We start from the raw sequence: 22,993 nt of genomic DNA, 5'->3' as shown, positions 1-22,993 counted from the left end.
ATCTTGGTTGAATTTTAAGTCTGTAAATTTACAAATATAGTAGGGAAATAAGTAGTAGATTTTAAATTTTATGATATCTGTTTTATTATTAGCACTTTTTTAAAAAACTTTATAAAAAAAGAACTAATAACTACTAAAAATTATAGAATCCTAAAAGAAGTAACCACCAAACCATTGGTAAAGCTTCTACCCAAAAAGAACTATAGTATTTATATTGGTCTGTTTTGGCTCTCATTAGGAAAATAATCAACATAAAAAAGAAAAGCATAAAGGGTGTTTTTACCATAGTTGGCGTTGCAACTAAATACTCTAAAACCAATGAAAAAACAAGCAACATTACCCCCAACTTCTTTGTTTTTTCTACTCCTATTTTCCTTGGAATAGTTTGCAAAGAAATAGCATCATATTTTACATCTCTAATATCAAAAGGCAGTATTAAAACTACTACAATTAAAAATCTTTGAAGCAGTAACAATAGCACATTTAAGGTAATCTCTTTATCAGCATCAACCACAGGAATTAACACGGTAAACCCTGCCCAAACCAAGGCTACCACCATAATTTTTAAGTAACTTACTTCTCTTAAGTTTTTTTCAAAACCACTTAAGAATGGCACTGCATACAATACCGTTAACAGACAAAAAGGGATTGTAAAACACAAGGTTTTTATAGGCATTTGATATGCAAAATAGCACAAAACGAAAAAGCAAAACAATGAAAAAATCTGAATAATTTTTATACCTTTTGTTAAACTTTTGTGATGCAATTTTGCAAAGCCTGCATATTTTACAAAGTTATAGCCAGTAATGCTTCCAAAAAACATAAAATAATGTAAGTTCTCGTTGTACGGAAGATCAAAATAAATTTCTGTAATTCTTAGAAATGCATATACAGAAAATGCAACATGAATACTCGCATTTATATAAAAGTTGAATGCTAATTTTAAAAATTTCATTTTGCAAAAATAGGTTTTCTGTTCATAACAATCTTTTTTTGGTTGATAATTAACCCATTTTTGCTTAAAATATTGGCTAAATTATTTTATTATTTCCCTACTTTTGATACTTTCAAAATCAGTTGATATAGAGCGCATAAAACTCAAACTAAATCGATTGAAACATGACTAAACTAAACTTTCATTAATGAATACAAATTCGTTTCAAAATAGACATATTGGTCCTAATAAAAAGGAGCAAGAAATAATGTTATCTACAATAAAAGCTAAAAATCTAGACCAATTAATTTACGAAACCGTACCCAATGATATTCGTTTAGAAAACGAGTTAGATTTAGCACCTGCAAAGAGTGAATATGAGTATTTAGCTCATATTAAGGAACTAGCAGAAAAAAACAAAGTTTTTAAAAGTTACATTGGTTTAGGATATCATGAAGCAATTGTACCAAGTGTAATTCAGCGTAATATTTTAGAAAACCCCGGTTGGTATACGGCTTATACGCCTTATCAGGCAGAAATTGCACAGGGTAGATTAGAAGCTTTGTTAAATTTTCAAACTATGGTTTGTGATTTAACGGGAATGGAATTGGCAAACGCTTCTTTATTAGATGAAAGTACAGCTGCTGCAGAGGCAATGGCTTTGTTGTTTGATGTTAGAGAAAGATCTCAAAAGAAAGCGGGTGTAAACAAGTTTTTTGTATCCGAAGAAATACTACCTCAAACCGTATCGGTTTTGCAAACACGTTCTATTCCTATCGGGATTGAATTGGTAATTGGAAACCATGAAGAATTTGATTTTTCTAAAGATTTTTTCGGGGCAATTTTACAATATCCAGGAAAACATGGTCAAGTATATGATTATGCACAGTTTGTAGAAAAAGCAAACAATAACAATATAAAAGTAGCGGTTGCTGCAGATATTTTATCGTTGGTAAAATTAAAAGCACCTGCCGAATTTGGAGTTGATGTAGTTGTAGGAACCACTCAACGCTTTGGAATTCCGTTAGGTTATGGAGGGCCTCATGCGGGTTATTTTGCTACTAAAGATGCGTATAAAAGAAGTATTCCTGGACGAATAATTGGAGTTACCAAAGATGTTAATGGCAAAAGTGCTTTGCGTATGGCATTACAAACAAGAGAACAACATATTAAACGTGAAAAAGCAACTTCTAACATTTGTACCGCCCAAGTTTTACTAGCGGTAATGGCAGGTATGTACGCTGTTTTTCACGGTAAAGAGGGGCTAAAACACATTGCAGACGCTGTACATAACAAAACAAAATTAGTTGCAGATTATCTAGAAAAAGCAGGTTTTAAGCAATTAAATACTTCTTATTTTGACACTTTACGTGTAGAAATAGATTGTATAAAACTAAAATCTGTAGCAGAATCTTTTAAAGTAAACTTTAATTATATAGACAATAAACACATTTCTATTTCTATAAATGAAGCTACTACTCAAAAAGATTTAATGAAATTGTTTACCATTTTTGGACAATTAAAAAAGAAACCTAATTCTTCAGAAGCAGAAAATGTAGGTGATTTTCATCAAATTTTGACTAAAGAATCTTTTAATGCTGATTTTGAAGTAATTTCAGAAAACACAACAAGAAACACACCATTTTTAGAAAACGATATTTTTAATACGTATCAGTCTGAAACAGATATGATGCGCTATATTAAAAAATTAGAGCTCAAAGATTTGGCGCTAAATCATTCTATGATTTCTTTAGGATCTTGCACTATGAAGCTGAATGCGGCCTCAGAAATGCTACCTTTAAGCAATCCACAATGGGGAAACATCCACCCTTTTGTACCTTTAAATCAGGCGGAAGGATATCAACAAGTTTTAAAAAGATTAGAACATCAATTAAATATTATTACTGGTTTTGCAGCCACTTCTTTACAACCAAATTCTGGCGCACAAGGTGAGTTTGCTGGCCTAATGACCATTAGAGCTTATCATCAAGCAAATAAAGAAGAGCACAGAAATATTTGTTTGATTCCTGCTTCTGCACATGGTACAAATCCTGCTTCTGCTGTTATGGCTGGAATGAAGGTAGTGGTTACCAAAACTGATGAAAAAGGTAATATTGATGTGGAAGATTTACGAGCTAAAGCAATTTTACACAAAGATAATTTAGCTGCTTTAATGGTTACCTATCCTTCTACGCATGGCGTATACGAAAAAGCAATTAAAGAAATTACGCAAATTATTCATCAAAATGGTGGACAAGTATATATGGATGGCGCAAATATGAATGCACAAGTTGGTTTAACAAATCCGGCAACAATTGGCGCAGATGTTTGTCACTTAAACCTTCACAAAACTTTTGCCATTCCGCATGGCGGTGGTGGTCCAGGAGTTGGTCCTATTTGTGTTGCACCACAATTAGTTCCGTTTTTACCCACAAATCCTGTAGTAAAAACCGGAGGAGAAAACGCAATTACCGCAATTTCTGCAGCACCTTGGGGTTCTGCTTTAGTTTGTTTAATTTCTTATGGATATATTACCATGTTGGGAGCAAAAGGATTAACAGATTCTACAAAAAATGCAATTCTTAATGCCAACTATATAAAAGAACGTTTGCGCGGACACTATGAAACTTTGTACTCTGGTGAAATGAACAGAGCTGCACACGAAATGATTATTGATTGTCGTGATTTTAAACAAAATGGCATTGAAGTAGTAGACATTGCTAAGCGTTTAATGGATTATGGTTTTCATGCGCCAACAGTCTCATTTCCGGTTGCAGGAACTATGATGATTGAACCTACGGAATCTGAATCTATAGCAGAATTAGATCGTTTTTGTGATGCCATGATTTCAATACGTAAAGAAATTATGCAAATAACAAAAGGTGACGATAACAATCTTTTAAAAAATGCTCCTCATACGCAAGAACTACTAACTGCGGATGAATGGACGTTGCCTTATACCAGAAAACAAGCGGCTTTTCCGTTAGATTATATTGCCGAAAATAAATTTTGGCCTTCTGTTAGAAGAGTTGATGATGCTTTTGGAGATAGAAACTTAATTTGTTCTTGCAATCCTATTGAAGATTATATGTAGCAGACAATGTTTGTATAAAAGTATTTTAAAACCACTTCTGTTTGAGGTGGTTTTTTAGCTTCAAAAAAGCTTACGTACAAAAAAAAACCTGACAACCTTTGTTAAACAAAGCCTGTCAGGAATTTTAAAATAACTAATTTATTTTATGCTGTAATTTCTACAACTTCAAGATCAAAAATAAGGTCTCTACCCGCTAAAGGATGATTTCCATCAACAACAATGCTTTCTTCTTTCACTTCAACAACCATTAAATTAATTTCTTGTCCTTCTGGAGACGTAGAAACTAAGCCCATACCAACTTGTGGCTCCATATCTTGTGGAAGTTGCGTTTTAGCTACTTCTTGAATTAAGTTTTCATTTACATCACCATACGCGTCTTCTTTCGCAATTGTTATGGTTTTTTTCTCGTTTAATTTCATGTCAATTAAACCTTTTTCAAAACCTGGAATTAATCTTCCTTGTCCTAAAACAAATTCTACTGGTTCCTTTCCTTCAGAAGTATCAAAAATCTGTCCGTCAGTTAATTTTCCTGTGTAATTTACTTTAATTGTGTTGTTCTCTTTTACTTGACTCATATTATACTATTTCATTTTAAAAATGCTTTTTGTATAATTTTTACACAGCCAACATTTTAGTTTAAACTTACGTTTATGCTTGCCGCCAAAATCAAGCCAAAAAAGGAAAAAACTATAATTTGATACACTAAAAATTGAAGAAAACACCTTACAGACCTTAATTCATAGGATACCACAACTTTATGCTCTTATTTTAAAAAACATTTACAAAAATATTAATCGGAAAAAATGTCAGTTAAAACTAAAAATAGCATAACAATATGTCAAGTTTTCACAAAAGACAATCTCATTTATCATCAACATAATTCTTTAACACCTGTACCATTATATGAACTATTTTTTCACCATAAATTTTTAAAAGATTCTTTCGAATATGTTTTATTGGTATTCTTAAAGTTGGTAGAAATTGGTTTCTTTAACTGAAGAGTGTCTTTTTTATGAAATATTTTAGCTAATAAAGAAATTGGAAATAGTAGAAAATAATAAAACAGCGTTAAAATAAAAGTACTTAGCAAGTTACCAATAAAAACAAATACATAGTGTAAAATAGCATCTATAAAAACAACAAACCTTCTAAAAGCTAGTGCCAAGAAAGAAATCACCGTAATTACATAAGGAATCCAATCGAAACCTTTAAAAATATATAGTAAGGATAACCCAAAAACGGGACCTAAGATGCTTTTATATGGTGAATTATTTTTCATTTAATCTACTAAAAAAGACTATAAATAAATGGTGCAACCGCACTAGAACTACCAATGATAAATAAAATAGACACAAAGACCAAAATGATAATAATAGGTGCTAACCAATACTTTTTTCTCGCCTTTAAAAAATGCAATATATCCTTTAAAAATTCCATTTAATCCAATTTAAAATTGATGTTTTTTTCACTATTCCAATGCACTTGGTCTTCTTTTAAATATATAAAATCTTGCATTACTAAGCAATCCATTTCCGTATTCATAAAACACAGATAAGCTTCTTCCGGAGAACAAACAATAGGTTCTCCTCTCACATTAAAACTTGTATTTATAAGTGCACTTATTCCTGTTAATTTTTTAAAGTTAGTTAATAAATTCCAGAATTTCTCATTCTGATGTTTATTTACTGTTTGTAATCTTGATGAAAAATCTACATGTGTAGTTGCTTGTAAAACGCTTCGTTTTGTATACAAGCGCTCTAACAAAGAAGTATTAAAATAGGTTTCTGGTACATTAAAAATATGTTCCTTTTTTAATTTTGCTACTTTTAACATATAAGGAGATGACTTTCTAATATCAAAAAAAGCAAAAGCGTCTTCTTCTAAAATTGCAGGTGCAAAAGGCCTAAACGCTTCTCTTTTTTTAATCTTGAGATTTACTCTTTTCTGCATTTCAAAAGCAGTTGCATCTGCTAAAATACTCCTATTTCCTAAAGCTCTTGGGCCAAATTCCATCCTGTCTTGAAACCAACCAACAACTTTTCCTTCGGATAAATATTTTGCTGTTAATTTAGAAACATCTACCGAACTCATTTGTTTAGAAACGGCATTCAATTTATGATTTAAAATTTCAATTTCGCAATTTGTATAACTCGGACCTACATATACATTCTGATTCGAATTTTCATCAGAAATTATATTTTTATTTTTAAAATAAAGATGATTAATTGCCAATGCCGCGCCAAGAGCACCTCCTGCATCACCCGCAGCAGGTTGAATCCAAATATTCTCAAAAATATTCGCTTGTTCTAACCTACCATTTGCCACACAATTTAACGCCACGCCGCCCGCCAAACAAACATTGTTAGCATTTGTAATTCTTTTTGCTTCGCTTGCCATTTTTAAAACTACTTTTTCTGTAATTTGCTGAATTGCCAAAGCCAAATTAGCATGATGTTGTTCCAATTTTCCTTCTTCCTTTCTCTTTGGAAACCCAAATAAAGATTCCCATTTCTTTTCTGAAATCATTTTTAAGGAAGTTGAGTAACTAAAAAAATCTTGATTTAACCAAATAGAACCATCATTGTACAAATGAATTACTTTCTCTAAAAGAAGCTTTTTAAAATGAATTGTTTGTGCGTCATTCGGATTACCATAAGGCGCCAATCCCATTAATTTATATTCTCCAGAATTTACTTTAAACCCTAAAAAAAAAGTAACCGCACTGTACAACAATCCCACAGAATGTGGAAACTCTAGTTCTTTTAGCATTTTTATACCAACACTGTTGCCAACACTAATGGAAGCTGTAGTCCACTCACCAACACCATCAATTGTTAAAATTGCCGATTCTTTAAAATTAGAAGTATAAAAAGCGCTTGCCGCATGCGCCAAATGATGTTCTGTAAATAATAATTGAATTTCCTTGTATTTTTTACTGCCCAATTCTTTTAAAGCTTTCCTTAAAACCTTCTTCAAAAATAATTTTTTATGCAACCAAACTGGCATTGCTTTTAGAAAAGATTTTAATCCTATTGGTGTAAATATAAAATAGGTTTCTATTAAGCGCTCAAACTTTAAAAAAGGTTTGTCATAAAAAACAACGGCATCTAAATCATCAATAGTAATTTTTGCTTCCTGTAAACAATAAGCAATAGCTTGATAAGGAAATTCTGAATAATGTTTGATTCTTGCAAATCGCTCTTCTTGAACTGCCGCAATTATTTTTCCATCAATAATAATTGAAGCAGCAGCATCATGATAAAAAGCAGAAATTCCTAGTATTTTAGACACGTAAATTATAGATAAATTAAGAATGAAGTAAATATAATTTATTTTGATTAAAATATCATTTAGAAAAATATGTATCTTAACGTCGTTAAAAAAAGAATTGTTATTTATTGATGAAAAAAAACTCTAAAAATTTATTTTTTGGCTTTCAAAAAAAAACGATAATCTGGTTCTTATATCTTATTATTTTAATTCCTATTTGTTTTGAAATTGCATTGCGAATAGTTGGTGCAAAACCTTATATTCAAAAAGATTATCATATAAAATCTATCCCTGAAAATCCGTTCTTAGGACACGATTCTTTAGCAATTGTCTTAAATCCTGGTATGTATAAAATTACCTTAAATGAACATCATACATTTACAACAACACATACAAAAGACCAATTTAGAAAAGTTTCTTTTTACAAATCACAAGACAGCCTTCTGACTCAAATAGCAATTTTTGGTTGCTCTTTTACGTATGGTTTTGGGGTTCATGATACAGAAAATTTTACATCTTTACTTCAAAAAAAACATGCTAATTATCAATTTAATAATTATGGAGTTATTGGTTATGGAACCACACATTCTTATTTACAATTAAAAAAATTAGCACAACATAAATTCCCAAAAGTGGTTGTTTTAAACTTTGCTACAGATCATTTTAACAGAAATGTGTTGACAAATTCTTACAAAAGAGCTCTAAAAATAGGTTTTAATCGCTCTTTAAAATCGGTTCAAAACCAAATGAAAGATGCCAAATATCCCGTTACCCTAAACACTCAATTAGCCATTGGTTACCAAAAATGGAGTGACATGTATGAAGATTGGAATGGGAGAAGTCTTTTTTCTTCGATAAATTGGCTTCAAACAACTATTGATAAAATTGATGACAATGCTAAAAATAAAGTTGAAATTAGCTTTGCGCTCATCAATGAGATGAATACTATTTGCAAAAAAAATAACGCCATATTTTTGGTTTCTTTATTAGACCAAAACCAAGAAAGTGATGCGCTAAAAAAGTTATTAATTAAGCATCGTATTCGTTTTTTAAATGTTGATTTTAATTTTGAGAACAAACAATTTACTAATTTCCCTTATGACAATCATCCTAACAAATTAGGACATGAATTAATAGCAGAAAAAATAAACAATCAGTTACAAAAAATTTTAGATTATGAGTAAAAAAATACTCATAATTGGCGTTTTAATTTCCATTGCTCTTGGTATTTGGTGTTCTAATTACTTGACCTATAATTTCAATATAGATCCTTTAGCTTTTGGAAACAATGCTCAAAAAGAACAATTTTCGAAATATAAAAATGCTTTTAAAACAGAAAAAGATGCTCTTATTATTGGTATTCAAAAAAAGACTCTTTTTAAAACTTATGATGATTTTTTAACGTTGAATAAATTAACTTCAGATATTAATAACTTATCTGGTGTTGCAAACGTGGTAAGTATAGAAAATTTGAAATTTCCGATTAAAAAAGGATACTTACTAAGCCAGCCACCATTTCTATCTTTAACAAGTAAAAACACTTTTCAAAAAAACTACAATAACTTAGATAAATTTACAGACATTACTGAAAAATTTTTATCTAAAGACAGAACTTCTGCAAGTTTTTATGTGTATTTAAACAACCAAAATAGTACGGAAACAATCGCATCAATTCATCACTTATTAGATAATATTTCATTCGTTGAATATCATATTTTAGGTGCGCCAGTTTTTAAATCTGAAGGAAATGAGGTTTTAGCGAAAGAAACATTATTAATTACCCTTTTGGGGATTTTCCTATTACTTGGTAGTATGATTATCCTTACTCCTAGCTTAAAAAGAATTCTAATTACCATTCTATTTACTGTTTTCAACGTTTGCGTTACGCTTATTTTTATGTACGTTTTTAATTTTGAAATAACTTCTTTCACCACCATAATACCAAGTGTAATTGCCATACTTTCTTTTACAGACATTACCCATATTTTACATCATTATGAATATTTGGTAAAAGAAAAGACACCAAAAAGTGCATTGAAAAAGAAACTTTTTAGGAAAATTGGTTTTCCTTTAATTCTAACTTCCGTTTCTAACCTTTTTGGTTTTATAATTTTCTTTTTTAATGGTGGCGTACATCAAATTACAGATTTAGCTATTGTAGCAACTTTTGGAATTATTTTCGCCTATATTTCCTCTCGTTTTTTATTGCCTTTTTTATTAGATTATAAAGTGCAGTTGGTATTAAAACAGCATGTATTTATAGAGAATTTTATAGCAAGATGTATCAATTTCACCAGTATTTATTATAAAAAAATTGTGCTTGTTTTTACGGTTCTTTTATTAGTGCTACTAATTCAAGCTTTTAAAAATTCGAAAATAAACATGCACTATTATGAGAAAAACAACACAGAATTGGCCATTAATAGTGCTTGTGCATTTTATGATGACAAATTTCAAGGAATTAGAGATATAGAAGTTGTTTTAAAAGCTAAAAAAGGCACTATTCTAAGTCCATTAACCATTAAAAATATTGATACTATTGAAAACTATTTATTGACAAAATATGGCTGTAAAACCACCAATAGCTTAAATACAATTATAAAACGTTACGAAAGATTTAAACTAGAAGGCAACTATAAAGCCTTTAGAATTCCTAATCATATTTCTAACTTTTTGTTGAAGGATTTAATAAAACATGAAGATAAATTAGGTTTGCTTAGCATTGTTTCTAAGGACAAAACAACCACCAGAATTATAGGTAGCTTGCCAGATATTGGCACACATAACGCGCTACTAAAAAACAAAGAACTGGTTCAGTTTCTTTCGAAATATCAAACAGAAAAGGTACAACTTTATTTGAATGGAAAAGCCTTTTTATTTGACCAAAACACCTATTCTTTAACTAGATATGTGCTAATTGCTTTACTTTTTGGGATTTTAATAACAGGTTTAATTACTACTTTTTTATTTAAATCTGTTTGGATTGGTTTCACAACTTTTATTGCAAATCTATTACCCATACTTTTTGGAATTGTCATGATTACTTTTTTAGGTCTAGATTTAAACCCTAATTCTATCTTTATTTTAACAATTTTATTTGGTGTTGCCTTAGATGATTCTATCTATTTACTAGGACATTTATACAAATCCGATCCTAAAAAAGTATTTACAAAAACCATATTACTGCAAAGTTTAAAAACCAATAGTTCGCCACTTTTAATCACCTCTATGGTATTAAGCGTACTTTTTTTAGCATTAACTATTTCTAGTTATCAATCTTTATTTAATTTTGGTATCATTATATCAACTAGTTTAATTTTTGCTTTTATATCAGATTTGTTTTTAATTCCTTCTTTATTATTATTAAAAAAATACACTGCCAAATGATACTCCAAGAACTACTATTTTACTTTTGGGCTATTTTAAATTTACTACTATTCTTTTATGTATGTGTAGAGATTATACTACTATTTTTTGCTTTAAAAGCGAAAAAGAAAAATAGCAAACTTGTTTTAAAAACTTTCCCAAAAGTTACCGTACAATTGCCAATTTACAATGAAAAATATGTAGTTGAACGCTTAATAGAAAGTGTTTGCAAAATTAAATATCCGAAGGAGCAATTAGAAATTCATGTTTTAGACGATTCTACCGATGAAACTAGCTTATTAATTGCCAACATGGTTTCCTTTTATCAAGGTAAAGGAATTGACATAAAACACATACAACGCACTAATAGAGTTGGTTTTAAAGCAGGAGCCTTAGATTATAGTTTACAATTTTGTACAGGTGAATTTATTGCTATTTTTGATGCTGATTTTGTACCCGATGTTGAGTTTTTAATGAATTCCATTCCTTATTTTACTAATGATAATATTGGCGTAGTTCAAACCCGTTGGACACATATTAATGAAAATTTTTCGTTTATTACAAGAGCGCAAGCCATTATGTTAAACACTCATTTTTCAATAGAACATCTTGGAAGAATTTCTAGCAATGCCTTTATAAATTTTAACGGAACAGCAGGCATTTGGAGAAAAACATGTATTGAAGATGCTGGTGGTTGGCATTCAGATACCTTAACGGAAGATTTAGATTTAAGCTTTAGAGCACAAATGAAAGGCTGGAAATTCACCTATTTATTTGATATAGAATCTCCAGCAGAATTACCCATTACAATGGACGCCTATAAAACCCAACAATACAGATGGTCTAAAGGAGCCGCTGAATGTGTAAGAAAAAACTTAAAAAAACTATGGAAATCTCCTGCCAATTTTTGGGCAAAACTAGCTGGTAGTCTGCATTTATTTAATTCATCAATCTTTATTATTGTCTTTTTCTTAGTAATAACAAGTCCTATAATTTATTGGTTATCAAAAGAAAATTTAATTGCTTTTAACAATGTAAACGTTATTTCCTTTTTAAGTTTACTAATTACATCTTTAATTACATTATTATTTTTTATCGGACATTTAATGACTGTAAAATCTAAATGGAAAGGAATCTTATTTTTTCTACCAAATTTTTATGCATTTCTAACCTTAAGCATTGGTATTTCTCTTTATATGGTAATTGGTGTTTTAGAAGGGTATTTCGGAAAAATCTCTGAATTTGTGAGAACTCCAAAATACAATTTAAAGTCTAACATACACAATGAACCTAAAGAAGATTATGCATTTAAAAAAGAAACAAACATTAGCTTTTTAGAATTTATCTTACTTTGTTATGGAGTATTTATTGTTCTTTTAGGCTACAATTATCATGATCTTTATATTATTAATTATGGAGTTATTATTGTATTAGGATATTCCATAAAGGTCTTTTTTCCTAAATATATTTTTAAGTTTTAAAAAACTTCGTACAGTGTAGTTACTATAACTCCTTTTTTATCTTTTAGAGTAAAAACAGTTAATTGTCTTTCATTTTTAATCTTAAAATTAAACGGCGGTGCTAACAGATTTATTCCACTATGTTTTTTAATTCTAATTCCTTGTCCGGATATAATATCTTTATTGGGAATAAAATTTCCCACAGGCAAATGTTCTGTTAAAATAACATATTTAAAATTTTTTAACTTACTTACAATATTTTGCACCTCATTATTCGATACATGTTGCAGCACTTGTCTTAATAAAACACAATCTGCAGCGGGCAAATTATCTTTAGCAATATCTAAACAATGAAATTCTAAATTTTCTGCTGTAAAATTTTCTTGGTTGTAAATTATTAAATCTTTTACAATATCTATTGCAATATATTTATTCGTACATTTTAGTAGTTGTTTTCCAATATTAAAATCGCCACAACCCAAATCGCAAACCACCAACGGTTTTTTAAAAGAAGTTAAAAATGATTTTACAACATTAACATAGGGTGTTACAATTTCTGGTTGATGAGATCCTGCACCAGAATAAAATTCAGAAGAATTATCACCCCAAAGATGAAGCTGATAAATTTGTTCCATGGCAGCTTTGGTTGGCCAAGGTTTTTTAATTTTTTTTATTTCCTGGTTGCTCATTAAAGTCTTGCTGACAAATAGTTATGATTAAAAAGTAACAAAACCAAGAAATAAATATTTCCTAATAATTTTCTATTACAGATTCAATAAAAGGATAATAAAACTCGGTAATTAATAACCCTTTTTTATACCCAATCATTCTTCCTTTATGATTTACAAAAACTAAAGTAGGAAAAGAACGTACTTTATATTTTCTTTTTAAATCATAGGTAATTTCTAATTTTTCCGGACTAATTAAATCCGTATTTCTAGGATCGTCCGCTTCATATAAAATTAAATCTTTTTCAGCTATTCCTTTAAATTTAGTTGTATGAAATAATTGTTTGTCTAATATTTTACACGGACTACACCAATCAGAACCCGTAAAGTAGATTAAAATTGGTTTCTTTTCATTTTTAGATTTTTTTAGGGCTTCATTAAAGGTAGGCTCCCAATTTAGAACAACTTCCTCTTTATAATCTTTAGTTATTAGTTCTTCAGAAGATATACTATCTTGAGAAAATAACACTCCTATGGAGAAAACACTAAAAAAAAAGCTAATAACTGTAATTTTCATAAAAAAGTAGTTTTCACAAAAGTATCAAAAATAATACCACAAATTTAAAATAACTTGTGACTTTCTAAAAAAAAAGGTGTCATATAAGTGTTAAATACTTTGAAAATCAAAATTTTTAACAAAAAATCAAAATCATTAAAAACCAACGTTCTAACAGCGTTGGTTTTGTTTTATATGATTATTTATAAGCGCATTAAAAGCCTCTTTTTTATTGTTCAGAAAAACAGTTTCTATCTTAATATATGAAATAGCAGCTACTTTGTTTTCTAATCTTGTAAAATCTTTTTCTGTAGTTACTAATATTTTCTTTGAAGAAGACAACTCTCCAAATTTCTTGTTGATATGCTCTATATCTGAAGACGAAAAATGATGATGATCGGGAAATTTTAAATGTTTATAAGTAATTTTTTTTTGCTGTAAATGCTGTAATAACGGAGAAGGATTAGCAATTCCTGTTACTAATAAAACCTCATAATCTTTAAGTGCATCCATAGATATAGAATGGTTTCCTTCTAATTTATCAGCATAAGAAATTGACGTAAAATAAATAGGTTTTTTATATTTTTTTAGCTTTTCTATTACAACCTGCTGTTTTAAATCATCTAAATTTTCTGGGCATTTGGTTATTAAAATAACATCAGAACGTTTTGCTCCGTTGCTACTTTCTCTTAAATTACCAGTAGGCAATAAAAAATCATCCGTAAATAAATCATTATATTTTGTAAGTAAAACGTACAAACTTGCTTTTATTTTTCTATGCTGATACGCATCATCTAACAAAACAACCTCTGGTTTTTTTTCTTGTAGCAATCTCTCTACACCCGCTACCCTATTTGCATCAACGGCAACACTAATTTTATTGAATTTTTTAAAATATTGCAACGGCTCATCACCAACATCTTCGGCTGAATGTGTTTTATTTAACAATACAAATCCTTGTGTTTTTCGTTTATAACCTCTACTTAAAACAGCAATTTTATAATTGTCTTGCAAAACTCTAATTAAATATTCTATTTGTGGCGTTTTCCCTGTACCGCCAACACTAAGGTTACCAACGGCAATTACAGGAATTTTAAAAGAGACTTCCTTAAAAATTTTTATATCAAAAAACAAGTTACGCAAAGCGGTAACTAAATGATATAAAATAGCAATTGGAAACAATAAAAAACGTATAATTTTCATCGCCGTAAAAATACAATAAAAGATTTTCTTAAAAATAGGTAAAATGAGTTCAAACTTAGAAATAAAAAAATAATACAAGCATAGCTTTTGTTTCTAATTCAATTTCTTTTAAAAGATAATTTTAACGGAAATTCTATTCAAAACCAGGAAACAATTATCGTTTAAAAATGGTAACTTTGATGTTCAATATATGTGACTATGACCATAAAAAACATAACAGATTATTTAGAAAAACTTGCTCCATTAACGTATGCTGAAGATTTTGATAATGTAGGTTTGTTAGTTGGTAATGCCCAAACAAGTGTAACGGGTATTTTAGTAACTTTAGATACTTTAGAGCAAACGGTAGACGAAGCCATTGCTAAAAACTGCAATCTTATTGTAAGTTTTCATCCTATTATTTTTGGAGGTTTAAAAAAATTAAATGGTAATTCTTACGTAGAACGCGTAGTGCTAAAGGCCATAAAAAATGATATTGCCATTTATGCACCTCATACTGCTTTAGACAATTCAGAAAACGGAGTTTCTGCAAAAATGTGCGAAGTGTTAGGTCTAGAAAACACCAAAATTTTAATTCCTAAAAAAGGAATCATAAAAAAGCTTACTACTTTTGTACCTGTTGAAAAGGCTGAAGCGTTAAGGAAAGCCCTATTTGCAGCTGGTGCAGGAAATATAGGTAATTATGATAGTTGTTCTTTTAATATTGAAGGACAAGGAACCTACAGAGGAAATGAAAACTCAAATCCTGTGTATGGTAAAAAAGGCGTGCTACATACAGAAAAAGAAACGCAAATTTCTGTTATTTTTGAAACTAAAAATGAGCAAGAAATTTTTAAATCACTATATCAAAATCATCCTTATGAAGAAGTTGCTTATGATTTGATTTCCACAGAAAATGTGCATCAGAATATTGGTATGGGCATGATAGGTGAGTTGGCTACCGAAATGAATGAAACAGATTTTTTACTTTTTTTGAAAAAAACGATGAAAACGGATTGTGTTCGTTATTCTAACCTTTTGAACAAAAAAATTAAAAAAGTTGCCGTTTTGGGCGGTTCTGGTAGTTTTGCTATTTCAAACGCAATTAGGGCTGGTGCAGATGCTTATGTAAGTGCAGATTTTAAATATCATGAGTTTTTTAAGGCTGAAAACAGCATTTTATTGGCAGATATTGGCCATTATGAAAGCGAACAGTTTACAAAAAACCTTTTGGTTGATTATCTTACGAAAAAATTCACTAATTTTGCAGTCATTTTATCAGAAAAAAGTACGAATCCAATTTATTATTTATAAACATGGCAAAAAAGAAAGAAGTTTCAGTTGAACAAAAACTTAGAGCATTGTATGATTTACAATTAATAGACTCTAGAATTGACGAAATTAGAAACGTAAGGGGCGAATTGCCTTTAGAAGTGGAAGATTTAGAAGATGAAGTTGCTGGTTTAAACACAAGAGTTGTTAATTTAGAAGCAGATGTTACTAACTTAGAAGCAGACATCAACAATAAAAAGTTAGCGATTGAAGAATCTACTAGCTTGATGAAAAAATACGACGAGCAGCAAAAAAAGGTAAGAAACAATAGAGAATTTGATTCTATTACCAAAGAAATTGAATACCAAGACTTAGAGATTCAATTAGCTGAAAAAAGAATTAATGAGTACAAAGCTAAGATTGCTCAAAAAATGGAGGTTGTGAATGCTACAAAAGAAAAACTAGCAAAACAACAACAACATTTAAAGCATAAAAAAGCTGAGTTAGACGCTATTTTAAAAGAAACTGAAAAAGACGAAAAATTATTATCAGAAAAATCTGATGAATTTTCTAAATCTTTAGATGATCATTTATTTTCTGCGTACAGCAGAATTAGAACCAAAGTAAAAAATGGTTTGGCTGTTGTTGCTATTGAACGTGGTGCTTCTGGTGGTTCTTATTTTACAATTCCGCCTCAAGTTCAATTAGAAATTGCCAATAGAAAAAAAATAACTATAGACGAACATAGTGGACGTATTTTAGTTGATGCAGCTTTGGCTGAAGAAGAAAAAGCTAAAATAGATAAGTTGTTTGCTTAAACAGTTATTAAATTTTACATATAAAAAAAGCCTTAAAATAGTATTTTAAGGCTTTTTTTATATGTGTAAAACAGGCAATAATATTCTTACTACCAGTAATCTATTTAGTAATCTAAATTTTTAAGATAACTTAATTTATCTTTCCAAATACCTAAGTCCTTTTTAAATTCATCTACTCTGTTTCTCACATTAACTACTAACGGATTGTCTGCTTTTGCATTTGAGAAAAAGCCTAAATTGTTTTCTAATTGTTGAATTTCTTTCACAATTTCATCTATTTTCTTTCTTACAAATAACTGTTCAGAATCTAACTTTCTTACGTCATCATCTGCCGCCAAACCATCTACAACATTGGTAAACTTTAACATGGCAACTTCTTGTTTATCCAAAGACAAACTTTCTAACATTCTATCTATTTGCTTGTTAAATTTACCATCTAAATGACGTAAATTTCTAGGCAAACTTCCTAAGTCTCTCCATTCATCAATAGATTTTAAAACCGATTCTTTTGTATGTTTCTTAGATTCTTTTAAAGACTCTAACAGTGCTTTTTTAGCTTCAATAATTTCTTGCTCTTCTTTACTTACAGCATTTTTTTGTTGATGAAAACGATCAAAATAATGATTACAAGCGGCTTTAAAACGTTTCCAAATATCGTCTGAAAACTTTCTTGGAACATGACCAATCTTTTTCCAGTCTGCCTGTACTTTTTTCAAAGTATTAGTAGCTGTTTCCCAATCTTCACTTTCTTTTAAAGATTCTGCAATTTCTATTAGGGCTATTTTCTTTTTTAAATTATCTTGCTGATCTCCTTTTTCTTGTTTGTAAAATACATTTTTGGCGCTATTAAATTTCTTAGTAGCTTTTTTAAACTGTTGCCAAACTTCTTCACTTTTAGAATACGGTAATTTACCAGCGTTAAAATAATTTTGCCTATAAGCTTCAATTACCTTAATGCTTTTTTGCCAATCGCTATGCGATTTATTGCTAGAAGTATCATAGGCATTAATTTGGGCAACTATTGCCAACTTTTCTTCTATAATTTCTTGATATTTAGAACGCATTTCACGAAAATGATTATGACGTTTGTCATGTATTTTCTTCGTAGCTTCACTAAACTTATGCCAAACCTCTTCTCTTAACTCTTGAGAAACGGGACCAATATCTTCTTTCCAAATTTTATGTAAATCTTGCAATTCTTTAAACGCATGATTAATATCACTTTCTTCTGCAAGTGCCTGTGCTTTTAAAATAATTTTAAGTTTTTCTTCTAAGTTATGTTTAAAATCTAAGTCTCTAAAATCATTACTTAAATGCAATAGATCATAAAAACGCTCTACATGATGATGATAGGTTTTCCATGTATCATTATAGCGTGTTTTAGAAACAGGACCAATTGCGCGCCAAGTGTCTTGAATTTCTTTAAAATTCTTATACATGGTTGCAGAATCTGCATTTTCTATAAGGTCTTTTAAACTTTCAATTACTGAAAGTCGTTTTTCAAGATTTACTTTTAACTGCTTCTCTAAATCTCCGTAATGTGCATCTCGTTCCTTTTTGTAATCAGAAAGCAATTTATTATATTCTGATTTTATTGGGCTAGAAAACTGAAAATCAATAGAATTTCCGCCTTCTTCTAAAAAAGCCGCTTTCTTTTCTGCTATTAAAACCCCAAACTTAACATTAAAAGCATTCTTAATGCCATCAACTTGTGATTTTACTTTGTTTACCGGATTGTTAGAAAGTGTTTTAGCAAGGTTTGCTACCAATTCTTCTAAAGATAATTCAGAATAATCTACATCTGGAGTTTCTTCTTCTTTAGCCGAATCATTTTCAGCGCTTTCTGCCACTGATTTTTCTATTTCATCAACAGCATCTGTAGTTTCTTCAACTTTTTCTTGTGCTGCTGGTTCTTTCTTATCAATAACTTTAGAAGTTTCCTGAGAATCTTCTTTAGAGCTGTTTACTAATTTATCAACGTTTTCTTTATCTGAATCTAACATATCTACAATGTTTAAGGTGCATACTTATAATTTATAAAGATACTGACATCTTAGATAATTAACAAGATAACTAACTGTTAAATATTGAAGAATAATTAATCTTTATTCCAAATTCTCCAAGACTCTTCTGCTTGCAATTGCAGCATCTCGTATCCATTTTTTATGGTTGCTCCTTTTTCTTTTCCTTTGGATAAAAAAGTAGTTTCTGCAGGGTTGTAAATTAAGTCGAATAAAAGATGATTTTTAGTCAAAAACTCATAAGGAATGTTGGGTGATTTTTCTATTTCTGGTGATGTGCCAATGGGTGTAGAGTTAATAATAATGAAATGTTTTGCCATCACTTCTTTTGTTAAGTCATCATAAGAAATCTCCTTCTTTTTCTTTGGAGTACGAGAAACAAAACTGTAATTGATATCATTTTTTTTAAGCGCAAATGCAATGGCTTTAGAAGCGCCACCTGTTCCTAAAATTAGCGCATTTTTATGATGTTTTTTTAAAAGTGGTAATAATGAGTTCTCAAATCCAAAAACATCTGTATTATACCCTTTTAAATCTCCTCTTTTTGTAAATTTTATGGTATTTACAGCACCAATTTTTTCAGCAGTTTTATCCAATTTATTTAAAAAAGGAATTACAGCTTCTTTATACGGAATGGTAACATTCATCCCTTTTAAATGCTCTTCTTCTTTAATTACAGCAGGAAAAAGGCTTATGTTCGGAATATCAAAATTAACATATTTATGTTTTTTTAAATCTAAATCTATAAACTTTTCTGTAAAGTATCCGCGAGAAAAAGAATACGAAATATCTTTACCTAACAATCCATACACTTTATTTATTTTTTCTTCCATAATAATCTATCACTAAAATTAAACCAATTCCTATACAAATGAACAATATTGCCAACCACGTTTCTAAAATAGAAAAATCGGGAATAAAACGTTGATAATTTTCTATAATTTTAAACCCTCTTTTGTCTAAAAGTACATTTCCATTTTCTGTTAAAAAAACTGCTTTTTTCCAAGGCCAAACAATTCCTAAAGACCCTGTTATAAAGCCAATAATAATAGAGGTTACAATATTGTGCCATCGTTTTAAAACATAACCCAACACATGTGAAATTGAAACCAACCCAAATGCAGAACCTGCCGTAAAAACACTAATTATTTTTAAATATCTAATTTTAATAGGATCCGATAAAACAGAAAAATCTCCAGAAATAAGTCTTGCAATTACATAAAACAATTCATTGACAGAATCTACTAACAACAACACATAATTACCCAATAATATTAAGATAAATGAACCCGAAAGACCAGGCAATGTCATTCCAGAAACACCAATAATACCACACAAGAACACAAACCAAAGATTGTCATTTTCTCTTGCTGGTGTTAAAAAACTAATTCCTAAACCAACAGAAACACCAATAAGTAAAGAAATAATATTTTTAGCATTCCAATCTCCAAAATCTTTCCCAATATAATATATAGAGCCTATAATCATGCCAAAAAACCAACTCCAAACATAGAGTTCGTGGTATTTTAAAAAATAGTCTAAAACCAAAGAAATGCTAAAATAGCTAAACATGCTACCCAGCATTATTGCGGTTAAAAATTGGGCATTTGTATATCTAAAAAAACTTCTAAACCTACCATTTAAAAGCAATTTTAACGCTTTAAGATTTACTTTTCTAAAAGAATAAATTAGTTCTTCATAAAACCCTAACACAAAAGAAACGGTGCCACCAGAAACCCCAGGAACCTTGTTTGCGGCGCCCATGATTAAACCTTTTAAAAAAAGGGATACTTTTTGCGAAAAAGTTCTTTCTTGATGCACTTACTGTTTTTTTACCGCTAATTTTTCCATCAATAAAATTAAACAAAAACCAATGATAGATAAAACAATTGCCAAAGTTAATTGTGCGTCTCCATCTAAAGAAAAGGGCGACACACTTTGCTGATTAAATGGCACTTCTATTCCATGAGAATTTGTACGCCAAGTAAGCGTTTCTTTCCAAGGCCATATTTTATTTAATGATCCTATAATAAAACCTGTTAAGACCGCTAAAGTATAATTTTTATAATGTGTAAATAACCACTTTAATATTTTAGAAAAAGTAAGCAAACCAACTATTGCGCCTAAACCTACTGCAGCAATGGTTTTAAGATCTCTATCATTAACTGCTGATAATATTGGTTTATAAGCGCCCAATAAAACAAGAATAAAAGCTCCAGAAATTCCTGGCAAAATCATAGCACAAATAGCTATTGCACCTGCTAAAAACATAAATAATAAGGAAGAATTTTCAGAAACCAAAGGATTTAAAGTAGTAATAAAATACGCTAAAACAGCACCTGAAACAAGTTTTAAAACCGTAATAACATTCCATTTTGTAATTTGCTTACCAATATAAATAATACTAGCCAACACCAACCCAAAAAAGAACGACCACAATAAAATAGGTTCATTTTCTAATAAATATTTTATAAGCTTAGCCAAAGACACAATACTTATAAAAATTCCGATAAAAAGTGACAATAAAAAGTTACCGTTTACTTGTTGCCAAGCAACTTTAAAACCATCTTTTTTTAAGGTTTTTAATATTCCAAAATTAAAGCTACTAATAGAAGATAATAATTCTTCATAAATACCAGAAATAAATGCAATAGTTCCGCCAGAAACCCCCGGCACTACATCAGCAGCACCCATAGCCATTCCTTTTAAACCTATTACTACGTAATCTTTAATACTTTTACTCATTTTAAACTCTTTTTAAGCGAAAACGAAGATACTAGAATTTTAAAGAAAAATAGAAATCTAGTTTTTAATTTCTAAGCAATCATTTTAAAAAAAATGAATAAAAAACTAGTTACCCTATTATCTTTTTATTTATTTTACATTAGAAATAGTTTTAAGTAAGTGTTTTGTTTTATCTTTCATTTTGATGAAAAAAATAGTAAAAAAACTAGTAAATCTGTCTTGGTATTTTTTAAACGAAAAGCATTCACTGAATATTCTAAAATAGCAGACACATTCTTTTTGGTTGCAGAAAAAGAAATACCAAGTATAGATACGAAAACTGTTATTCTTTCGAAAAAAATAGACGCATGTCAATTAGTTTTCAAAGATTTAGTAGATATAAAAATAACTGAAAACATTGTTTTATTAATTCTTAGGCTTCATTAAAAACCGAAATGTAATAAATTGGAAATAAAGGAATTTGAAAGAAAAATAGAGAAATGAAATTATACAAAACAATTGAGAATAAAATTCATTTTTGGGAAACTTGGGATATTAATGAAAAAAAAGGTGGAATCAATACTGGAATAATTGGCGAAGTTGGAAATTATAAAGAAGTAAAATCTAGACTTTTCTCAAATTTCAGGAAAACTATTCAAAAGGAAATAGAAGAATATTGTGCAAATGGTTTTCAAGAAGTAGATATTGAAGAGCATTTTACGTTATTAATTGAATTTTCAGTAAATGGAATGGGAACAGAGCAAGATGTGGAAAAAAGGACACGACTTCAAGACCGTATGAACGAAATGCTTGGTTGGAATGGACTTGGATTTTGTGATGGTGGAAGTATTGGAAGTGGAACAATGGAAGTTTGTTGTTTTGTTATAGATTTCGAAATAGCAAAAACTGTTATTGAAAAAGACCTTAAAGAAACTGAATTTTCTGATTATTTGAGAATTTATGACGAACAACAAGAATCGGAATAAAATAACGAAAGCCCAACACCTTTTATAAAAAATGCCAAATTAGTGCTTTACCAAAGTTGTTTACATTTTTGCACACTTTTGAAAGTAAACCAAGGAACTATAATATGAAAAAAATCACATTTAGAAACATTTTTGACATTTTATTAACTGCTTTTATTCTCTATCAAGTTTATAAATACACGAATGAATATTTTCTAATCAAAAAATATCAATATGGAGAGAAATATAATTCCTTTCGTATGAAAAATGGAATACCTATAATTAATGCTGAATTGGAACCATTTAAAATGCCAATTGACAATAATTGGGGAATGATATGGATAAACGAAAATCGTACAAAAAAAGAAAAACCTTTAATTCACAGAATTAAGATTATAAATGCTTCTGAAAAAGATGGCTGGAAAAGTGAAACTGACAGTTATTTATATTTTATTAACGACACAACCAATTATATTCTAAATATGGAATCGAAAAAACTGAATTCTAAAATTGACTATCATTATAAACTTATGAAAACTGACAGTCGAAAAAAAGAATTTAAAGATTATCGAGCAGATGTTTACAGAAATTATCCTAAAATAGAATTGAAAAAACAAGAAGTTGATAGTATAATGGATGAATGGAATTATGAAAAGCATTAAT

20 protein-coding genes are annotated in these 22,993 nt (G+C 29.5%); 8 read left to right on the top strand and 12 right to left on the bottom strand.

Going from position 1 to position 22,993, the window contains the following annotated elements:
- Positions 1–133: 133 nt before the first annotated feature.
- A complete protein-coding gene (locus ACSHW5_RS11715) occupies positions 134–955 on the bottom strand; it encodes a hypothetical protein (RefSeq protein ID WP_435676322.1) in 822 nt (273 codons plus the stop codon).
- Positions 956–1,142: 187 nt separating this feature from the next.
- Here ACSHW5_RS11715 and gcvP point away from each other — a divergent pair, with 187 nt between their 5' ends.
- A complete protein-coding gene (gcvP, locus tag ACSHW5_RS11710) occupies positions 1,143–4,028 on the top strand; it encodes an aminomethyl-transferring glycine dehydrogenase (protein ID WP_435676321.1) in 2,886 nt (961 codons plus the stop codon).
- Positions 4,029–4,171: 143 nt separating this feature from the next.
- On the opposite strand, the gene ACSHW5_RS11705 is transcribed toward gcvP, so the two are convergent.
- The 4 genes from ACSHW5_RS11705 to ACSHW5_RS11690 all read right to left on the bottom strand — a co-directional run bounded on the left by ACSHW5_RS11705 (position 4,172) and on the right by ACSHW5_RS11690 (position 7,319).
- Entirely contained in the window at positions 4,172–4,603 is a 432-nt protein-coding gene (locus tag ACSHW5_RS11705) for an FKBP-type peptidyl-prolyl cis-trans isomerase (RefSeq protein WP_435676320.1), read from the bottom strand.
- A gap of 341 nt (positions 4,604–4,944) precedes the next feature.
- Positions 4,945–5,307 carry a hypothetical protein gene (locus ACSHW5_RS11700; protein ID WP_435676319.1) on the bottom strand — a complete coding sequence of 121 codons (363 nt, stop codon included), beginning with the start codon at positions 5,305–5,307 and terminating at the stop codon, positions 4,945–4,947.
- A gap of 8 nt (positions 5,308–5,315) precedes the next feature.
- Complete coding sequence (locus ACSHW5_RS11695) at positions 5,316–5,465, bottom strand: DUF5989 family protein (protein ID WP_435676318.1); 150 nt, start codon at positions 5,463–5,465, stop codon at positions 5,316–5,318.
- The gene (locus ACSHW5_RS11690; RefSeq protein ID WP_435676317.1) at positions 5,466–7,319 is read right to left on the bottom strand and encodes a carbamoyltransferase family protein; all 1,854 of its coding nucleotides are present in this window, start codon (positions 7,317–7,319) and stop codon (positions 5,466–5,468) included. It lies immediately after the preceding gene.
- Positions 7,320–7,429: 110 nt separating this feature from the next.
- Here ACSHW5_RS11690 and ACSHW5_RS11685 point away from each other — a divergent pair, with 110 nt between their 5' ends.
- Genes ACSHW5_RS11685 through ACSHW5_RS11675 form a run of 3 tightly spaced genes read left to right on the top strand, consistent with a single transcriptional unit; the run spans position 7,430 to position 12,145 of the window.
- Positions 7,430–8,482, top strand: a complete 1,053-nt coding sequence (locus ACSHW5_RS11685) for a hypothetical protein (RefSeq protein WP_435676316.1) — start codon at positions 7,430–7,432, stop codon at positions 8,480–8,482.
- Complete coding sequence (locus tag ACSHW5_RS11680; protein ID WP_435676315.1) at positions 8,475–10,685, top strand: efflux RND transporter permease subunit; 2,211 nt, start codon at positions 8,475–8,477, stop codon at positions 10,683–10,685. Before ACSHW5_RS11685 ends, ACSHW5_RS11680 begins: the two co-directional genes overlap by 8 nt.
- Complete coding sequence (locus tag ACSHW5_RS11675; RefSeq protein ID WP_435676314.1) at positions 10,682–12,145, top strand: cellulose synthase family protein; 1,464 nt, start codon at positions 10,682–10,684, stop codon at positions 12,143–12,145. Before ACSHW5_RS11680 ends, ACSHW5_RS11675 begins: the two co-directional genes overlap by 4 nt.
- Here ACSHW5_RS11675 and ACSHW5_RS11670 read toward each other — a convergent pair.
- From ACSHW5_RS11670 to lpxK, 3 genes are all read right to left on the bottom strand, one after another.
- Entirely contained in the window at positions 12,142–12,813 is a 672-nt protein-coding gene (locus ACSHW5_RS11670; protein ID WP_435676313.1) for a methyltransferase domain-containing protein, read from the bottom strand. The genes ACSHW5_RS11675 and ACSHW5_RS11670 overlap by 4 nt on opposite strands.
- Before the next feature lie 61 nt (positions 12,814–12,874).
- A complete protein-coding gene (locus ACSHW5_RS11665; RefSeq protein ID WP_435676312.1) occupies positions 12,875–13,369 on the bottom strand; it encodes a thioredoxin family protein in 495 nt (164 codons plus the stop codon).
- A gap of 150 nt (positions 13,370–13,519) precedes the next feature.
- Complete coding sequence (gene lpxK / locus ACSHW5_RS11660; RefSeq protein WP_435676311.1) at positions 13,520–14,551, bottom strand: tetraacyldisaccharide 4'-kinase; 1,032 nt, start codon at positions 14,549–14,551, stop codon at positions 13,520–13,522.
- A gap of 198 nt (positions 14,552–14,749) precedes the next feature.
- Between lpxK and ACSHW5_RS11655 the strand changes: the two genes are divergently transcribed.
- Together ACSHW5_RS11655 and ACSHW5_RS11650 are read left to right on the top strand one after the other, a co-directional pair.
- Positions 14,750–15,844 carry a Nif3-like dinuclear metal center hexameric protein gene (locus ACSHW5_RS11655; protein WP_435676310.1) on the top strand — a complete coding sequence of 365 codons (1,095 nt, stop codon included), beginning with the start codon at positions 14,750–14,752 and terminating at the stop codon, positions 15,842–15,844.
- A gap of 2 nt (positions 15,845–15,846) precedes the next feature.
- Positions 15,847–16,620, top strand: coding sequence for a zinc ribbon domain-containing protein (locus ACSHW5_RS11650; RefSeq protein ID WP_435676309.1), 774 nt, complete (start codon positions 15,847–15,849; stop codon positions 16,618–16,620).
- Between the two features lie 104 nt (positions 16,621–16,724).
- Here ACSHW5_RS11650 and ACSHW5_RS11645 read toward each other — a convergent pair whose 3' ends face one another.
- From ACSHW5_RS11645 to ACSHW5_RS11630, 4 genes are all read right to left on the bottom strand, one after another.
- Positions 16,725–18,623, bottom strand: coding sequence for a DUF349 domain-containing protein (locus ACSHW5_RS11645; RefSeq protein ID WP_435676308.1), 1,899 nt, complete (start codon positions 18,621–18,623; stop codon positions 16,725–16,727).
- A gap of 95 nt (positions 18,624–18,718) precedes the next feature.
- Complete coding sequence (locus ACSHW5_RS11640; protein ID WP_435676307.1) at positions 18,719–19,474, bottom strand: shikimate dehydrogenase family protein; 756 nt, start codon at positions 19,472–19,474, stop codon at positions 18,719–18,721.
- Entirely contained in the window at positions 19,455–20,462 is a 1,008-nt protein-coding gene (locus ACSHW5_RS11635) for a DUF368 domain-containing protein (protein WP_435676306.1), read from the bottom strand. Before ACSHW5_RS11635 ends, ACSHW5_RS11640 begins: the two co-directional genes overlap by 20 nt.
- A complete protein-coding gene (locus ACSHW5_RS11630; protein ID WP_435676305.1) occupies positions 20,463–21,386 on the bottom strand; it encodes a DUF368 domain-containing protein in 924 nt (307 codons plus the stop codon).
- A gap of 479 nt (positions 21,387–21,865) precedes the next feature.
- Between ACSHW5_RS11630 and ACSHW5_RS11625 the strand changes: the two genes are divergently transcribed.
- Positions 21,866–22,351 (top strand): hypothetical protein, encoded by a 486-nt coding sequence (locus ACSHW5_RS11625; RefSeq protein WP_435676304.1) that lies wholly within the window; start codon positions 21,866–21,868, stop codon positions 22,349–22,351.
- Positions 22,352–22,455: 104 nt separating this feature from the next.
- Positions 22,456–22,992, top strand: a complete 537-nt coding sequence (locus ACSHW5_RS11620) for a hypothetical protein (RefSeq protein ID WP_435676303.1) — start codon at positions 22,456–22,458, stop codon at positions 22,990–22,992.
- Position 22,993 lies beyond the last annotated feature (1 nt).

It is taken from the genome of Polaribacter sp. (assembly GCF_051251875.1).
Lineage (GTDB): Bacteria > Bacteroidota > Bacteroidia > Flavobacteriales > Flavobacteriaceae > Polaribacter.
Note: the sequence above shows the minus strand (reverse complement) of the source record. Positions and strands in the feature narration are given on the sequence as shown.